At 67.7% G+C, this 16864-nt stretch carries 13 protein-coding genes; 6 read left to right on the top strand and 7 right to left on the bottom strand.

All coding sequences use genetic code 11. The features are described 5' to 3' along the window. Positions 1-255: 255 nt before the first annotated feature. The 5 genes from cas7c to lysS all read right to left on the bottom strand — a co-directional run bounded on the left by cas7c (position 256) and on the right by lysS (position 8071). Positions 256-1254, bottom strand: coding sequence for a type I-C CRISPR-associated protein Cas7/Csd2 (gene cas7c / locus DV704_RS05990; protein ID WP_114798654.1), 999 nt, complete (start codon positions 1252-1254; stop codon positions 256-258). 12 nt (positions 1255-1266) lie between these two features. Further along, positions 1267-3111 (bottom strand): type I-C CRISPR-associated protein Cas8c/Csd1, encoded by a 1845-nt coding sequence (gene cas8c / locus DV704_RS05985; protein WP_114798653.1) that lies wholly within the window; start codon positions 3109-3111, stop codon positions 1267-1269. Continuing rightward, a complete protein-coding gene (gene cas5c / locus DV704_RS05980; RefSeq protein WP_114798652.1) occupies positions 3111-3857 on the bottom strand; it encodes a type I-C CRISPR-associated protein Cas5c in 747 nt (248 codons plus the stop codon). Before cas5c ends, cas8c begins: the two co-directional genes overlap by 1 nt. A 20-nt stretch (positions 3858-3877) precedes the next feature. Next, complete coding sequence (gene cas3, locus DV704_RS05975) at positions 3878-6427, bottom strand: CRISPR-associated helicase Cas3' (protein ID WP_114798651.1); 2550 nt, start codon at positions 6425-6427, stop codon at positions 3878-3880. 141 nt (positions 6428-6568) lie between these two features. After that, the gene (gene lysS, locus DV704_RS05970; protein ID WP_114798650.1) at positions 6569-8071 is read right to left on the bottom strand and encodes a lysine--tRNA ligase; all 1503 of its coding nucleotides are present in this window, start codon (positions 8069-8071) and stop codon (positions 6569-6571) included. 77 nt (positions 8072-8148) lie between these two features. Between lysS and DV704_RS05965 the strand changes: the two genes are divergently transcribed. Beyond that, positions 8149-8574 carry a hypothetical protein gene (locus DV704_RS05965; protein ID WP_114798649.1) on the top strand — a complete coding sequence of 142 codons (426 nt, stop codon included), beginning with the start codon at positions 8149-8151 and terminating at the stop codon, positions 8572-8574. Here DV704_RS05965 and DV704_RS05960 read toward each other — a convergent pair. Next, positions 8571-9044, bottom strand: coding sequence for a GreA/GreB family elongation factor (locus tag DV704_RS05960; protein ID WP_114798648.1), 474 nt, complete (start codon positions 9042-9044; stop codon positions 8571-8573). The two genes, DV704_RS05965 and DV704_RS05960, sit on opposite strands and share 4 nt — an antisense overlap. A gap of 126 nt (positions 9045-9170) precedes the next feature. Next, positions 9171-9536 (bottom strand): hypothetical protein, encoded by a 366-nt coding sequence (locus DV704_RS05955; protein ID WP_114798647.1) that lies wholly within the window; start codon positions 9534-9536, stop codon positions 9171-9173. Positions 9537-9637: 101 nt separating this feature from the next. Between DV704_RS05955 and DV704_RS05950 the strand changes: the two genes are divergently transcribed. Genes DV704_RS05950 through DV704_RS05930 form a run of 5 tightly spaced genes read left to right on the top strand, consistent with a single transcriptional unit; the run spans position 9638 to position 16857 of the window. Beyond that, entirely contained in the window at positions 9638-10084 is a 447-nt protein-coding gene (locus DV704_RS05950) for a MarR family winged helix-turn-helix transcriptional regulator (protein ID WP_233498264.1), read from the top strand. Next, positions 10081-11382: a TolC family protein gene (locus DV704_RS12440; RefSeq protein WP_114798645.1), complete on the top strand. Its 1302-nt coding sequence runs from the start codon at positions 10081-10083 to the stop codon at positions 11380-11382. The genes DV704_RS05950 and DV704_RS12440 overlap by 4 nt, the downstream gene beginning before the upstream one ends. Further along, positions 11379-12362, top strand: a complete 984-nt coding sequence (locus tag DV704_RS05940; RefSeq protein WP_114798644.1) for a TolC family protein — start codon at positions 11379-11381, stop codon at positions 12360-12362. The genes DV704_RS12440 and DV704_RS05940 overlap by 4 nt, the downstream gene beginning before the upstream one ends. Further along, positions 12362-13567, top strand: a complete 1206-nt coding sequence (locus tag DV704_RS05935; protein WP_233498263.1) for an efflux RND transporter periplasmic adaptor subunit — start codon at positions 12362-12364, stop codon at positions 13565-13567. The genes DV704_RS05940 and DV704_RS05935 overlap by 1 nt, the downstream gene beginning before the upstream one ends. Next, a complete protein-coding gene (locus DV704_RS05930) occupies positions 13564-16857 on the top strand; it encodes an efflux RND transporter permease subunit (protein ID WP_114798642.1) in 3294 nt (1097 codons plus the stop codon). Before DV704_RS05935 ends, DV704_RS05930 begins: the two co-directional genes overlap by 4 nt. The last annotated feature ends 7 nt before the right edge of the window (positions 16858-16864 follow it).

Raw genomic sequence — 16864 nt, 5'->3', positions numbered from 1 at the left:
TCATCGAGCAGGTCTCCCGGAATACCGGCATCAACCTTTCCCGCACCGCGCCACGCTCTTCAGGTACATGCACATGGTACCGCAAAACGACCGCCCACCATGCTATGGGCTCCTTCGGAGCACGTGGGGGAGTCCATGTATCCCCGGTTTGAAAACCGGGGGATTATAGCTCCCCCACACCCCCTCTTTTCTCTAAGCGACCAGGCCTCCAGGGCGGGCTCCTTCAGCTCCGGGGGGGGGGGAATGGGCACCCTCCTAGGCATGGACACCTCCCATCCAGGCGTCAAACCGCTCCTCGTCCCACTGGTCCAGCTCCAGCATGCGCACCCCCCTGGGTAGCCTATCGGGGTCCGCCTTCACCGCGTAGTCGGCAAAGCGGCGGGGAGGCCTGGTCTCGTCCAGGAGGCGGGCAAAGACCACCTGGCCCAGGTCCAGCAGGCGGTGGGCCGGGGCGCAGCCCAGCATGGCCTGGCGCTGGTTCTCCGGGTTGTTGGGGTTGGTGCCCACGTGCTGGAAGAGGTAGAACCGCCGCGTGGCCATGTGCCCCTTGCTGGCGCTGCGGTCGTGCTCAAACATGTTGAGGAGGGCCTCCACAAGGAGCTTCAGGTCCTCCTGGCTGAAGCCGGTGCCCTGGGCCAGGTGGGCGCTCACGAAGCCCCTGGCCACGTAAAGCCCGTAGGGGACAAGGCTCTTGCGCCCCATAGTGCGGAGCTCGTCCTCGGGCTGTTCCCTCTCCCAGCGCAGGTAGTCCTCCAGGGTCTTGGCGTTCTTCACGTCCTCGGCCACGGCCCCCCGGGTGACGCTCACCTCCGCAGGGAAGATGGGGTGGAGGCTCCGGGCAAAGGTGATCTGCACCGGCCCCCGCACCTGCCCAGCGTTGGGCCCGGTGCTCATCACCGCGCCGAAGGTGCGCACGTCAAAGAAGTTCTCGCACATCCAGCGGCGGGCGGCCTCCACCTTGTCCTTGGTCTTGGTTCCCGTGTACCCCCCCGGGGTCTTCTCGTGGGCCTCAAAGATGAAGCGGTTCAGGTTAGTGCCGTGCTGGACGAAGATGGCAAAACCCGGCACCCCCTGGCGGGCCACCTGGACGTAGTTGCGGACGCGGCGCTTCAGGGCCACATCGCTCACCAGGCCGTGGCCGTCCTCGGGGTCCACCCGGGGGGCGTTGCCCGAATCGGGGTCACCGTTTGGGTTGCCGTCCTGTACGTCAAAAAACAGAAGGAACTCGTAGCGGTTCTGGATGGGCCGGGACATACCTCACCTCCTCTACTCCAAGGGGGTCTGGGAGCCCTCCCCCTTCATCCGGCTTTGGGCCAGCTGGTGGTAGAAGCCCAGGGCAAAGAGGCTCTGCTCCTCCAGGTTCAGGGTGCGGGGCAGGGTGGGGCCCAGGGCGCTCCAGACCTGGGCCAGCTGGGTGTTGAACCAGTAGGCCAGGCCCGGGGCGTCCTTGGCCAGCTTGGCCAGGTGGTGCTGGGAAAGCCGGGTGAGGCGGCCCAGCACCAGGGCAGGGGTGCTGCTGGCGGCGCCGTAGTAGCGCTGCACCACGCCGGCGTTGACCTCCGCGCCTGCAGAGGCCTCCTGGATCTGGGCCAGGAGGCACATGAGGCGGCCGCAGTGGTAGGCCGGGCTGGGGTGGTTGGGGTCTAAGGCCATTCCTATCCTCCTCCCTTTGCGGATGTGGTACGCCTTCAGAAGCCCCATGCGGGCGTAGATGCGCCCCAGGGCCTCGGCGTCCGGCTTGGGGGTCTTGAGGGCCTCGAGGAAAGCCCCGCTCATCACCTCCGCGGTGTGGGACTCCATGATCCGGGCCAGGGCCCCGTAGGGGATGGGCTGGCTGGGGTTCAGGGCCGCCCGCCAGAGGGGGACCTGGAGGGTTTTGATGGGCTTTATGTAGTCGTCCAAGGCCTGGTCGGGGGACCTGGGCCGCTGCAGGCTCAGGAAGAGGCGCTGGAGGCCTGGCAGCCTGGCGGGCCCGTCCCCGCCCCGGCGCACGATGGAGAGGTGCTCAAACCAGGCCTGCACCGCCTGGATGAAGTCCTCGAGGGCCCCCATCTGCCAGTCCCGCACCATCACTCGTCCCGAGGCGGGGCTCAGGGCCAGGGCAAAAAAGCGGCTCTGGCGCACCTCGGGCGGGGCCTCCCCCGTCTTCAGGGCCTTCAGCACCCTGCGGGCCCGCTCCAGGGCCTGGGCCTCCTGGGCCTCGGCGCCCATGGGGGCAAAGAGGTCGCGGAAGAGGTCGTCCTCCTCGGGGATATCCCGGTCGTACCAGACCACCACCTTCATCTCCCCCAGGGTCTCTGCCCGCTGCAGGAGGTGGTCCAGGCCGTCCCGGTAGGCGGTGGCCAGGGGTTCCTCCACCGCAGCGTTCTCCCCCTGGGAGAGGCCATAGGACTCAAAGGCCTCCTTGTCGTAGGTGACCAGGGCGTGGCCGAAGGCGCTGCCTCCCAGCTTGGTGACCTTGGGGTGGGTGTTGGCAGGCTGGACCAGCTCCCCGCTGGCAAAAGAACGCATCTGGCCCCTGCTGCCCGCGGCAGGAAAGGCCCGGGCCCGGAAACCCCGCCACCAGCCGTGCCAGTCGGGGCGGTCCAGCACGCACTCCCCGCCCACCAGGAAGGAGACCTTGTCCGTGGGCCTGAGCCGCTCCTTCCCCTTCTTCTGGGCCTGGGCCTCGAGGGCCCCCAAGACCCGTCCCATTTCCTCCCGGTCAGAGAGCATCTTCTGGATGGGCACCAGCAGGGGCACCCCCTGGGCGGCCAGCCCGAGGAGGAGCCGGAAGGTCTTCTGCTTCTCCAGGTTCTTGGCGTGCTCCTCGGGCTTTTTGGGATTGCCCTGCTCGTCCTTCTCAGTAAGGCCGAACACCACCGCGCAGGTATCGGCCAGGAAGTGGGCGGCCTGCTCCACCTGGTGCCCCTGGGTCCGCAGATAGCCGGGCAGGGCCATCATCTCGGGCTGGGAGAGGTCGGGGGCGGGCTTCGCCTGGCCCAGGGGGACGAGCCCGGTAAACCTCCCCTCGGGGCTCACCCCCACCAGCCAGCGGACCTCCTTGGTGGTGAAGCCGGTCTCACTGGCCAGGCCCTTGCGCCGGGTGTACTCCACCAACTGGGCCAGCATCAGACCTCCCCCTTTCTCACCCGGTGGCTCCCGTAGGGGGGCACCTCGAGGACCCCATTGACCACCTCCGCTTCAAAGAGGCTGATCCTGGGCCGCTCTCCCCTATCCGGACGCAGGGGCCGGCCGGGGCGGGAGAGGTCAAACACATCGTAGAGCATCCAGCCCATCTTTTCGCTGTAGGGCACGGGGGCCGAGGCCTCCCCCGGCTCCACCAGGCGGAAGTAGGCGGCAAACTCCCGGCAGCCCAGGTAGGGTTGGTAGATGCACTGGCCGGCCCGGGCCCGGCGGAGGAAGCTCTCCTCCACCTTGCGGCGCAGGGCGTGGTCCTCTTGGTAAAGCACCGCATGGGCGGTGAGGCGGTAGCGCACGTCCTTTAGGGCCATGGTCTGGCGCTGGGTGCGCCCCCTGGTGTCCTGGCCCGTGTCCTCCCGGGTGGCGTCGGCATAGAGGGGCTCAAAGGAACTGGGGTCTTTCATCCACTCCTGGACCTTCCTCAGGCTGGCCTTTTCCTTCACCTCGTTGCGCATGAGGGCGATGTAGCGCACGGGGTTCAGCACCTCAATGCGCTCCACCTGCCAGTACATGCGAGGGGTCCTTGTGGCGGGGTCAAACTCCAGGTAGATGGCGTCAAAGATGCCCCGGGCGGCGCTGGGGGTGATGATGGGGTAGCTGAAGCGCTCCACCTTGAGCTCGGGCCGGGTGAAGCAGGCCAGGTCCCCCCAGACTTCCAGGGTAAAACTTTGCATTTGTTTACAACCTCCTTAGTTCAAACCACCAGGCCTAGGCCCTCCTCCGGCATGAAGCCCAGGCGGGGATGGTACTGACCTGGGTCGGGACAGAGGAACCAGTCGGGCACCTGGGCACGGCCCCGACGCAGGAAGAGGGTCTCCAAAAAAGGAGGGGGTCCGCTCCTGGGCAGGAAGTAGGGCACCGCGTAGGTCCGGGCCCGGCGGACCCACTGGGCGTTGATGCCGTGATGGCGAGCTTCCTGCATCAGGGCACGGGCCTCTTCGTTGTAGGGCACCACCACGTTCACCGTGGGGCTCTCGATGATGCGGTAGCGCCGGGCCAGCTCGGCGTAGTTCTGGGTCAAGATGAGGTTTTCTATCTCCTCATCGCTCACGTCCTGCAGCCGGTAGAGGCTTTGGTAGTAGCGCCGGAAGGCGGCGGGGCCCAGGTCCAGCCCCCCTTCGGCCTGCAGGACCCGGGTGAGGGCGGCCGCCCGGGCGTAGGCTGGGTCTGGGTACCCCTCGTCCTCGGGCAGGAAGACCACCAGCCGTCCCTCCTTACGCCGCCCGTGGCGGTTGACCCGGCCGGCGGTCTGGGCAATGGCCTCCAGGGGCCCCAAGGCCCGATACCCGATGGGGAAATCCAGGTCCACCCCCGCCTCCACCACCTGGGTGGAAACCAGGCGGCAGGGCTTTCCTGCTTCCAGGGCAGCCTGAATCTCCTCCAACACCTTCAGGCGGTGGGCCGGGCAAAGGGCGGTGGAGAGGTGGAAAAGCCCTTCCAGGCCCCGCTCTTCCGCCAGCCGAAACAGGGCGTGGGCCTGCCGCTTGAGGTTCAGCACCACCAGCACCTGGGGCTCAGCGGCCAGCAGGGCCACCAGGTGGGAGAGGGGGGTAGGGCTTTTGAGCCACCAGTCCACCTCCACCCGCCGGCTCTGCTGGAACAGCACCTCGGGGGCCGGAGCAATCTCCACGGGCCACCACCCCTGGGGCTCGCCCTGCCGCACCTGTTCGTCCAGCATATCGAAAGCGGGCTGGGTGGCGGTAGCAAAGACCACCACCGAGCCATATTTGTCGCTGGCCAGGCGGGAGAGGGTCTTCAGGGTGGGCACCGCTAGATGGGCGGGAAGGGTCTGCACTTCGTCAAACAGGAGCACGCTCCCCGCCAGGTTGTGGAGCTTGCGACAGGCGCCGGGCCGGTTGCTGTGCAGGCTCTCCAGAAGCTGCACGTGGGTGGTGAGGACGATGGGGGCCTCCCAGTTCTCGGTGAGGAGGCGGCGCTCGCGCTCGTTCCAGTCCTGCTCGTCGGAAAATGCCTCGCCCGAGGAGCGGTAGGCCAGGCTGTGGTCCTCCAGGATGTAGTGGGCACCGAAATCCCGGAAAAGCTCGCGGTAAATCTGGGCAGTCTGGTCGAGGATGGAAAGGTAGGGCAGCACCACCACGATACGCCTTATGCGGGGATCGCGCAGGGCTCGGCGCAAGGCAAAGCGCAGCATGGCGAGGGTTTTGCCCAGACCGGTGGGGGCAGTGAGGGTAAAAAGGCGCCCAGCATCCCGGGCCGCTTCCGCTGCCGCATCGGAGAGGGCCTTGCGTAGGGCGCGGATCTTGGGGGGGATGCGCTCGTCTCGACCCAGTTCGTCCAGATAGCTCTCCAGGCGGGCCAGGGCCTGCCCCACCTGCAAGGGCGGGGGGGTAGGACGGTAGCCCTCACCGCGCAGATGGGCTTCGGTATCCACAAAATCGGCGTCCACCAGGGCTGAGAAGAGCATCCGGGTGTCCAGCATGGCTGCCGCGCTGCTGATCTGCTCCACCAGGGCCGTGCTGGGGGGTGGCAGCTTCAGGCCATCCTCCTCCAAACGGCGCTTGAGCAGCTCCAGGTTCACCTCGCTGAGCTTCAAATTCGGGGGAAAACCCCGCCCATCGGAGCGCAAGCGCATACCCTTAAGGGCCTCTCGGGAACCGCTTTGCAGGCCGATGTGGTGCCCCTGGATGGCCAGGGCCACCGCCGGCTGGCGGTACTCGAAGAGGGCCAGGTGGGCCCCAGCCGACCAATGGTCGAGGCCGCCTATCTTCCCCTCCAACCGAAGCTGGAAGCGGTCGCCATACTTGCCCAAGTCGTGCAGGAGCCCGGCCAACCAACCGTTCTCCTCCTCGCCGAAGGGCTGGGCCTTCGAGGCTGCCAACCGGGCTACGGCCTCCAGGTGGGCCCGCAGGGGCTGCCAGCTAGAGGGATCGGGGTGGGAGTGGCCCCAGAACACGAAGGGACTGGGGAAAGAGCTGGTGTTCCCGTAGCGCTCGAGCACCGCCCGCACCTCGGCCAGCCAGCTTTGGCGCAGACTTGGCGGCTCCAGCACCTCCACCCGGCTCCCCCAGCTCAAGACCCAGGAAAGCAGCTCGAGGGGGAATTCATCGGTGTGGCTGCCGGGGTCGAGCTGAATTTCAACGAGAGTGTAGCCACCCTCGAGCTGCCCTAGGATCTGGAGGTTGGGGTACATCCGCTCGCGAAAGCGCCCCCGTACCTCAGGCGCAAAGCGAAGCCGGACGCGCATGGTTCTGGCCTCCTTGGTGCTGGCAGGTTCCTCGCGCATAGGCTGCAAGCACTTTAGCACCGCCGCGTCTACGGGTCATCCAAATTTGCACATCCTCCTCTCATCTATAAACAAACCTTAGTAAAGACCACTAAAAAGAGAAGGCCGGGCCCACCCGCCCGGCCAACCTCTGCTGGGGCCCTATGCCTCCTCGGCCTCCCGCAACGCCGCCTCCCTGCGCGGCTTGAGCAGGGGAAAGAGGATCACATCGCGGAGGCTTTCCTGGTTGGTAAGCAGCATGGCCAGCCGGTCGATGCCCAGGCCCATACCCGCCGCGGGTGGCATCCCGTACTCCAGCGCCAGCAGGAAGTCCTCGTCGATCTCGGGCTCCTCCTCGTCGCCGGCCTCCCGCCGCCGGGCCTGCTCCTCGAAGCGCGCCCGCTGGTCGAGGGCATCGTTGAGCTCGGAATAGATGGGGGCGAGCTCCAAACCTGCCGCGAACAGATCGGCCCGTTCGGTGAGGTTGGGCTTGGCAGGGTCGCGGTGACGCTTGACCAGGGGGCTTATGACCAGCGGAACGTCCAGCACGAAGGTAGGCTGAATCAGGTGGGGCTCCACGTAGTGACCGAAGAGCTTGTCCAGGAGCTTATAGCTGGGCACGGCCCGCAGCTCAGGGTGCCTCTCGTCGGCCCAGGCCCGAAGCCGCTCGAGGTCGGTGGGGTCGAACTCGAGCCCGGCCTTTTCCTTGAGCACGGTCACATAGTCCAGCCGGTGAAAGGGCCTGGCGAAGTCGAGGGTGTGCTCGCGGTAGCGAATCTGGGTGGTGCCAAAGAGGTGCTGCACCAGCCCCGAAAGCAGGTCCTCTACCAGGGCCATCATGTCCTGGTAGTCGGCATAGGCCCAGTAGGCCTCGAGCATGGTGAACTCGGGGTTGTGCTTGGGTGAGATGCCCTCGTTGCGGTAGTTGCGCCCAATCTCAAAAACCTTCTCAAAACCGCCCACCAGCAGGCGCTTGAGGTGAAGCTCCAGGGCAATCCGCAGGTTGAACTCGTGGCCCAGGGCGTGGTGGTAGGTCTTGAAGGGCCGGGCCTCGGTGCCCCCGGCCACCACCTGGAGGGTGGGCCCCTCCACCTCCAAAAAGCCCCGCGCTTCGAAGAAGTCGCGGATATAGCGCACCATCCGGCTTCGGGTGCGGAAGACCTCCCGCACCTCAGGGTTCTGGATGAGGTCAAGGTAGCGCTGGCGGTAGCGGGTCTCCACGTCGCGCAGGCCATGCCACTTGTCGGGCAGGGGGTGGAGGGCCTTGACCAGCGGGGTGTAGCGGCGCACCTTGACGGTAATCTCCCCGGTCTTGGTGGTGAAAACCGTCCCCTCGACCCCGATGATATCGCCGATGTCCAGCTTCTTTATAAGCTCGTAGCGCTCGGTGACGTCCCGGGCCAAGTAAAGCTGGATCCGGCCGCTTTGGTCCTGCAGGTGGGCAAAGCTGGCCTTGCCCATGTGGCGGAAGGTCATCAGGCGGCCGGCCAGCCGCACCTCCTCGTGGGGCCACTCCTCCTGGGGGGCCGCCCCGGCGTGGGCGCTCAGGATTTCGGCGGCCTCGTGGGTCTTGGGGAAGCGGTAGGGGAAGCGCTCAAAACCGGCCTCGACCAGGGCCTCGAGGTTAGCCAGGCGCTGTCGGGTCTGTTCGCTGTGCTCGGGCATAACCAAAACTGCTCGATTATACGACCTTACCAAAGCCTCCTGGCCTGTAGTAAGCTCAATTCAAGCGGAGGTAACCCATGCGGTGGCTTTTCCTGTTGCTCGCAGGCTGCGCACCCGTCTTTCTCGGAGCCGACACCCTCCCAGTCTCCCAGCGCTACGGTCTGGTGCTACCGGAAGCCAAGCTCATAGCCCGGCTGGAAGAGGGCCCTGTGGAGATCACCGAGTTCTACTTCGAGCCCCAAAGCGGCTACCGGCCCCGGAGCGTAGCGGAAATCAGGCGGCTTGGCGAACTCCTGCAGGGGCAGCTCCAGGCCCGGGGCTTCGTCTTTCGCTGTGAAAGATACAACCTCCTTCTAGGGGAAGCGTACTGGGTACTGCGCATGCAGCGGGGTTCGGAGGGGGTGGGGCTGTACCTGCGAGCGCTAGAAAGGCCGGATGCTTACCGGCTCGAGGTGGCCCTCACCGCACCCCAGCCCCCCCTGTTCCAGTGCCCCCCTCGCTAGTGCTGAATGGAGACAATCTTGAACTCCCGCCTGCCCTTGGGGGTATCGAGCATCACCTTAGCCCCCACCCGCTGGCCCAGGAGGGCCCGGCCCAGGGGGCTCTCGTCGGAGATCTTCATGGGGCGCTCCAGCACGCTGGCCTCGGCCGGCGAGACCACCTGCACCTCCATCTCTTCCCCCTCCTTGGAGCGGAGGTGCACGATGGCCCCCAGGCTCACCACGCTCACCTCCTGCCCTTCTTCTTCTATAATCTCGGCCCGGGACAGGGTGTCGGTGAGGGACTCGATGCGGGCTTCTATCCGGGCTTTTTCCCGCTTGGCATCCTCCAGGCCGGAGTCATCGTAGTCGTCGGAAGACTCCATCAGCTCCTGCAATATGCGGGTGGCCTCCTGCAGGCGGGCGCGCTCCTGCTCGAGCTCGGCCACCAATCGCTCGTACCCCGACTTGGTCAGTTTGACTTCCCGTGCCATCCAGCCTCCTGAGGTCTTCTGGCGATAGATATGCGCTCTGCAACTGAGATTTGCGTGAGAGCCCCCGGGCCCCGAAGGAAAGGCCCGGCCTTCTACCCGCCGAGCCTGGCCTAGCCCACGCAACGCTCAGGGTAGTATACCCCTAAGCAAAATCTCCCTCAAACGTCCGGGCCGGGCCACGCCGGAGCAGCTTTCGGTATCCCGGCAGAGGGCCACGTAGCGGAAGTGCCGCCCGCTTTGCCCCACACCGAAGCGAAAAAACTGGGCGCTGGCGCGGGAGATGTGGCGCAGGCAAGCCTCACAGACGATGGGGGTGGTGCCCTGCAGGGCCTCCAGCGGCTCCAGCACCAGATGATGGGGCTCTTCCCGGATGTGCACCCGCCCTTCCTCGTCGCGGTAATAAAGCATCTCCCCCGGAGGCAGCAGCTCCGGGGAAGTGCCGGGAAAAAGCTCCAGGATCAGCTCCCGCTCCTCGAAGGTTTTCTCCCCCATCTTGGCAGTAGCTTACCACGCCCTGACACGCTCGAGTTCTCGTGAAAACTGTAGCGAAGCCTGCTATTGACCCACCTCGTCCCCCATAACATTTCATGGGTATGAAGTTTACATTGGACGAAATTATGGACGAGATGTGGCACCTCTCCTCCCATCTGGTCTGGCAGATGCGCCTCGACCAGCAGCGGGCCTTCGAGGGCCTGGGGCTCTCCCCCATGCAGGCCTTCGCCCTCATGTGCATCGCGGGAGGAATGGACCAGCCCTCGGCCCTGGCCTTTATCATGGACGCCTCGCCCCCGGGCATCTCCCAGCTCCTGGCCGGCCTGGAGGAACGGGGCCTGCTGCGGCGCGAGCTCGACCCCGAGAACAAGCGCAAGGTGCGGATCCTGCTCACCCAGGAGGGGGAGGAACTCCTGGAAAAGATGCGCCAGCGGTGGAAGGAGGTCTCGCGCGAGCGGTTTGGCCGCCTGAGCGCCGAGGAGCTGGCGCTGCTCTTAGCGAGCTACCGCAAACTGATAGAGCCGCGCAGCGAGAAGGGGATGCCATGAAGAGGGGTCTGCTGCTGGCCATCGCACTACTGGGCCCAACCGGGGGGCTGGCCCAGGACCTCTTTGCCCCGCTGGAAAACCACCCCTCCCTCCTGCAGGCCAAGCTGGCCCTGGAAGCGGCTCGAGCCCAGCTCAGGGCCACCCAGAGCCCCCTGAGCTTCCAAGCCCAGGGGGGCTTCTCCTTCTTCGACGTCGCCCCCCCACCCGGCCCCCCGGTCTGCCCCAACCCCCTGAACCCCCAGTGCGCCAACCTGCCCACCGAGGCCCAGCAGGTGAGCCTGGGGCTCACCCTCACCCCTTTTCCCTTTGGGGACGTGGCCGATGCGGTAAACCAGGCCGCCATAGGGGTGGCCCAGGCCGAGCTGGGCTTGCAGCAGGCCCGTGCCCAGCTCCAGGCCCAGGCGGTGGAGGCTGCCTACCGGGTGCGGCTGGCCGAGGGGGGGCTGGAGGTGGCCCGGCTGGCGGTCCGGCTGGCCCAGGCCGGTCTGGAAGCCACCCGGCTGCGGGCCGAGCGGGGGGGTGCCGCCTCCGGCGAGCTGCGCCAGGCCGAGGCCAGCCTGCGGCAGGCCGTTTTGCAGCAGGCCGAGGCCGAGCGCAACCTGGGCCTGGCCCGAAAAAGCCTGGCCGACCTGATAGGCAGCGAACAGGCCGCCCCACCCCCCCTGGACCCACCCCCCGAGGCCACCCCACCCTCGGTGCGCCAGGCCGAGCTGCAGCTCCAAAACGCCCAGATCGCCTACGACCGGGCCTTGCGCAGCGTGCTGCCCGTGCTGCAGGGCAGCTACACCCGCAACACTTCCAGCAACGAGGCCTGGACGCTTTCGCTCAACTCCCGCACCCTGCAACCCAGCCTGGGCTACACCTACCAGTCCCAGGGGCGCACCCCCCCCCAGGACCGCATCAACGGCGTCCTGCAAATCGGCCTTTCGGCCAACCTCTCCTTCGGGGTCCTAGAGGCCCTGGAGGCGGCACAAAAGCAGGTGGAGGCCGCCCAGCAGGCCCTGGAGGCTGCCCGGCGCAACAGCAGGCTCCAGCTCGAGCTGCTCAAAAGCGGGGTGGAAGCAGCCGAACAGAACCTCTCCAACGCCCAATCCGCCCTAAAAGACGCGGAAAAAGCCCTGACCGAGGCCAAGGAGCGCGAGCGCCTGGGGCTTGCCAGCCCCCTGAGCACCCTGCAGGCCGAGCTCAGCCTGGCCCAGGCCCGGCTGGGGGTGGAGCAAGCCCAGTTCACCCGCATCCAGCGCATCCTGGACCTTTACCGTTTTTACGCCCTGCCCATCCGTGAGGTAAAGCCATGAAGCCAGCCGTTCTAGCCCTCCTTGCCCTGCTGACCCCTCTTGCCCTAGGCCAAAACCTGACCCTGGAAGGGGCCCTGGCCAAGGCCACCGATCAAGCCCCGGTGCGGGCTGCCCAGGTAGAGCTGGACGACGCCCGCGCCAACCTTCAGCGCATCCTGGCCGACCCCCTCCTGACCCGGCCAGCCCGGGTGCAGGCTGAGCAGCGGCTGGCCCTGGCCCAGGCCAGCTACGAGCGGGCCCTGGCCCAGGCCCAAAGCAGCATCGTGGGGGCCTACACCCAGGTGCTGGAGGCCCAGCTCCAGGTGCGCCTGGCCCAGAAGGCGGTGGAAATCGCCAGCCGGGGCCTCGAGGTGGCCCAGATCCGCCAGCGCAACGGCTCCGGCACCGCTTTGGACGTGCGCAACGCCCAAAACCGTCTGGACGAGGCTAAAAGCAACCTGAGCCGGGCCGAGAACGGCCTAGCCCTGGCCCAGAGCAGCCTGCGCAGCCTGGTGGGCAACTTCGCCGGCCTGGCCCCTCTGCCCAACCCCCCGGCCCTGCCCGCAGCCAGCCTGAGCCAAACGCTCCTCAGCAAGAACCCCGACATGCTCCAGGCCCGCCAGCGGGTGGAGCTGGCCCGGCTCCAGGTGGAGCTGCTAGACCCGAGCTACGCGGCCCGGGCCGAGATCGAGGCCGCCCAGGCCCGGGCCGAGCAGGCCGCCGCGGGGGCCCGCGAGGTGGAGCGGGGGCTGGGCCTGCAGTACGACTCGCTATACCAAAACCTGGAGGCCGCCGCGCGGGCCCTGAGCGTGCAGCAGGCCGCTTTGGCCAACGCCCGCGAAACCCTGGCCAACGAGAAGAAGCGGCTGGATGCGGGGCTCATCAGCCAGCTCGCCTACCTGCAGGCCGAGCTCAGCTACCTGCAGGCCGAGCTGGCGGCCCAGCAGGCCCTGGGCAGCTACTGGCGGGCCTACTACAGCCTGCTGGCGGGGGAGCGCTGATGCGAGGGATGGCACCTTTGGTGATGGCGCTGGCCCTGCTGGCCTTTCTGGCGGGTTGCGGCCCTCGCCGCCCGGCCCAGGAAACCTCCGCCCCAAGGGAGAACAACGTGCGGGTACGGGTGGTGGAGGCCCAGGTCGGGCGCCTCTCCATAAGCCGCACCACCGGGGCCACCCTGGCCCCCATCCGCGAGAGCCAGGTGGGGGCCACCGCCAGCGGCAAGGTGCTGGCGGTCCTGGTGCGGGAAGGCAGCCGGGTGGGGGCCGGCCAGGTGGTGCTCCGGCTCGACCCGGTCAACGCCCAGACTGCCCTCACCAACGCCGAGCTGGCGCTGGAGCAGGCCCGGATCAACCTGGCCCGGGCTGAACGCTCCACCGCCGCCTCGCTGGCCCCCCTGCAGGCCAGTCTGGAGTCGGCCCTGGCCAACCTGCGGGCCGCCGAGCGGCGCTACCAGGAGGGGCAGCAGCTCTACCAAGCGGGGGCCCTGGCCCAGGTGGAGCTGGTGGGCCTCGAGGCCGCCTACAACCAGGCCAAGGCCGCGGCCGACAACGCCCGTGAAAACCTGGCCCGCGCCCAGCGGGCCTCCCAGGAAGACCTGGCGCTTTTGCGCCTGCAGGTGCGCCAGGCCGAGAACCAGCTTGCCCAGGCCCGCCGGGCCCTCAGCGACACCGAGGTCAGGGCGCCTTTCGCCGGGGTGGTGGCCGAGGTGTTCGTGAACCCCGGGGAGTTCGTGGCCGCCGGGCAGCGGGTCTTCCGCCTGGCCGACACCAGCCGGCTCGAGGCCAGCTTCCGCCTGCCCCCCGAGGAGGCCGCGGCCCTCCCCATCGGCACCACGCTGAGCCTGGGCTACGGCGGGCAGACCTACCCTGCCAGGGTGAGCAGGAGCAGCAAGGTGCCGGGCACCGACCGGCTGGTGGAGCTCACGGCAGAGGTGGAGGGCAGCCTGCCCCCCGGGGCCAGCGCCCAGGTGCGCTACAACCTGAACCTGGCCGAAGGGGTGCTGCTCCCCGCTGGGGCGCTCCGCACCGAGGGGCGCAGCACCTTCGTCTTCGTGGTGCAGGAAGACCGGGCCGTGCGCACCCCGGTGCGGGTCCTGGGCGACAGCGGGGCCCAGGTGGCCGTAGAAGGGGTGGAACGGGGGGCCAGGGTCATCTTTCCGGTGCCCACCAGCCTGAGCGACGGGGATAGGGTGGAGGTGGTGCGGTGAAGGAGGAAAGGCCTGTCAACCCCCTCATCGAGTTCTTCGTGCGGCGGTTCGTCTTCTCCACCGCGGTCTTCCTGGCCATGGTGCTCTTCGGCCTCATCTCGGGCAGCCGGGTGGGGGTGGACCTGCTGCCCCGCTTTGAAATCCCGGTGGTGGCCGTAACCACCGCCTATCCCGGCGCAGGGCCTGAGGAGGTGGAGCAACAGGTGAGCCGGCCCATTGAGGACGCGGTCTCCACCCTCTCGGGCCTCGACCAGATCGCCTCGCTCTCGGCCGAGGGCTTCTCCCAGGTGATCATCTCCTTCGAGTTCGGCCAGGACATCAACCGGGTGGCCACCGACGTGGCCCAGCGGGTGGCCGCGGTGCGGGGCCAGCTTCCCCGCGAGGCCCAGGCCCCGGTGGTGCAGCGCTTCGACCCCGGGGCGGCCCCCATCCTCTTCGTCGCCCTCTCGGCCGACGGACGCGACCTGCGCGAGGTGGCCAAGTACGCCAACGATGTGCTCAAACCCCGGCTCCAGCTGGTCTCGGGGGTGGCCGACGTGCAGGTGCAGGGGGCCCCTGAGCGGCAGATTCAGGTGCTGCTCGACCCCTACCGGGTGGCGGCCTATGGCCTCTCGCCCCAGCAGGTGGTGGGGGCCATCCAGGCCTCGGCCCTGGCGGTTCCGGCGGGCACCCAGGACCTCCAGGGCCAGCGCCTCCTCTTCACCCTGCGCAACACCCCCACCACCCCGGAGGAGGTGGGGCGCATCCTGGTCGACCCTGCGCGGGGCCTCGAGGTGCGCGACCTGGGGGTGGTGCGCGATACCCAGGCCGAGCCCACCCGCCTCACCCGGCTCAACGGCCAGCCGGTCATCCCCCTGGCCGTGCGCAAGACCCCCGACTCCAACGCGGTCGCGGTGGCCCAGGGGGTCAAGCGCACCCTGAGGGAACTGAACCTGCCAGCAGGCTACAAGGCCCAGATCGTGGGGGACACCACCACCTTCATCGAGAACACCGTGCAGGACACCTTCCGCGAGGTCCTGCTGGTGGCCCTCATCGTCTCCTTCATCACCCTCATCTTCCTGGGCAAGCTCAACTCGGTCTTCAGCGTGGTGCTGGCCATCCCCATCACCATGTCGGGGGCCTTGATCGTCTTCGGGCTGCTGGGCTTTACCTTCAACATCATCAGCCTTCTGGCCCTGATTGTGGCCGTGGGCATCGTGGTGGACGACTCCATCGTGCTTTCGGAGAACATCGAGCGCTACCGCCGGATGGGCTACGACAACCTGCAGGCGGTGCTCAAGGGGTCCACCGAGGTGCTCTCCGCGGTCTCGGCGGCCACCCTCTCGCTGCTGGCGGTCTTTCTGCCCATCAGCTTCCTGCCCGGCATCATCGGGGAGTTCTTCCGCCAGTTCGGCATTGTGCTGGCCGCGGCCATCGCGGTGAGCTGGCTCGAGGCCCTCTTCTTCCTCACCGTGCGGCTGGCCTACTTCCCCGACCCCGACCCCCCAAGCTGGCGGCAGCTCGGTCGGCGCCTGCTGGGGCTTGGGGAGGACCTGCGCTGGGGCCTGCGGCTCCACGTCTACCAAGAACCCCACCTCAGCCCAGGCCGGCGCCTGTTCAACCTGCTCATCACCCCCCTAACCCTTGCGCTGGCCCCCCTGCGCTGGGCCGCCTCGGTGGTGCTCGGCCTGGCCGGGGCCATCGCCGGCAGCCTGCACGGCGGCTCGGAGCGGGTCTTCCTCGCCCTGCGGGAGCTCTACGCCCGCTTTCTGGCCGCCTCGCTCAGGCGCAGCGGCCTGGTGATCCTGGTGGGCCTGGGCTTCTTCCTCAGCATCGGCCTGGTGGCCCCCCGCATCCCCTTTAACTTCACCCCCAAAAACGACAGCGGCCAGATCAACATCGACCTGGCCCTGCCCAAGGGCACGGCCCTGTCCGAGACCGACGCCCTGACCCGGCGGCTGGAGGGCTGGCTGGCCACCCGAAGCGAGGTGCGGGCTGCTTTGAGCACCGTGGGCAGCTCGCAGAACCTCCTGGGCACCGGCAACCCCGAGCGGGCCCGCATCGTGGTGGAGCTGGTGCCGCGCGAAGAGCGGCCCAACGTCTACGACCTGGTGCCCCTCTACCGCGAGGGCCTGGCAGCGCTCCTGGCCGACCGGCCCGAGGCCGAACTGCGGGTGACGGTGCCGGAGGGGGGGCCCGGGGGGGCGGCTGACCTGCAGTTCACCCTGACTGCCCCCAACCCCCGCCTGCTGGAGGAGAAGAACCGGCTTGCGCTGCAGGTGCTCCGCCGGCTGCCCTACCTCTCGGATGTGCGCAGCAGCCTCGAGGAGACCGCCATCGAGCGGGTGCTGGTGCCAGACCCCAACCGGCTCCAGGGCACCGGCCTCACCCCCGGCGACCTGGCCCAGACCCTGCGGATTTACAACGCCGGGACCCAGGCCGGAAGCCTGCGGGCAGGGGGGGACGATATTCCCATCGTGGTGCGGGCTGACCCCCGGCTGGTACCCGACCAAAGCAGCCTGCTCTCGCTCCCGGTGGCGGCCCCGGCCTTGCGCAGCACGCTGCCCATAGGTAACCTGGGCCAGTTTGAGACCCGCCAGACCCCTGCCCAGCTCGCCCGCACCAACCAGGCCTTCTCCGCAGGCATCAACGCCAACCGGGCCCCGGGGGTGGAGATGGGCATTTTGCAAATCTCCAACATGGTACGGGCCGAGCTGGAGAAGGCCGGGGTGCTGGAGGACGGGGTCCAGCTCGAAAGCCAGGGCTCAACCGCCTTCGTGGGCGACCTGGCCCGAAGCGCCCCAATTGCCTTTGGGCTGGCGCTTTTGCTCAACTTTTTGGTGATTTCAAGCCAGTTCAACACCTTCCGCTACCCCCTTTACCTGCTGCTGCCGGTGCCGCTTGCCCTGGTGGGGGCCTTCTGGTTCCTCTACTTCTTTAGAAGCGGCCTGGACGTGGTCTCGGTGCTGGGGGTGGTGATCCTGATCGGGCTGGTCACCAAAAACGCCATCCTGCTCTTGGACTTCGCTGTGCGTGAGGCGCGGGAAAAACCCCTCTACGAGGCCCTGGTGGAGGCAGGGCGGCTCCGCTTGCGGCCCATTCTGATGACCACCCTGACGGTGCTCATGATCTCCATTCCCCTCATCGCCGCGGTGGGGGAAGGCTCGGAGTTCCGCCGGCCCCTGGGCATCATTATCCTGGGCGGGGTCTCGGTCTCTATGCTCCTCACCCTCTTTGTAGTACCCGCGGCCTTCTACTACTTCGAGCGGAAGCGCTACGAGACCCGCACCGCCCCAGCCCTGGCCGACTAGGTAGGAT

Origin of the sequence: Meiothermus sp. QL-1, from assembly GCF_003351145.1 — a bacterium.
Taxonomy (GTDB): Bacteria; Deinococcota; Deinococci; order Deinococcales; family Thermaceae; genus Meiothermus.
Note: the sequence above shows the minus strand (reverse complement) of the source record. Positions and strands in the feature narration are given on the sequence as shown.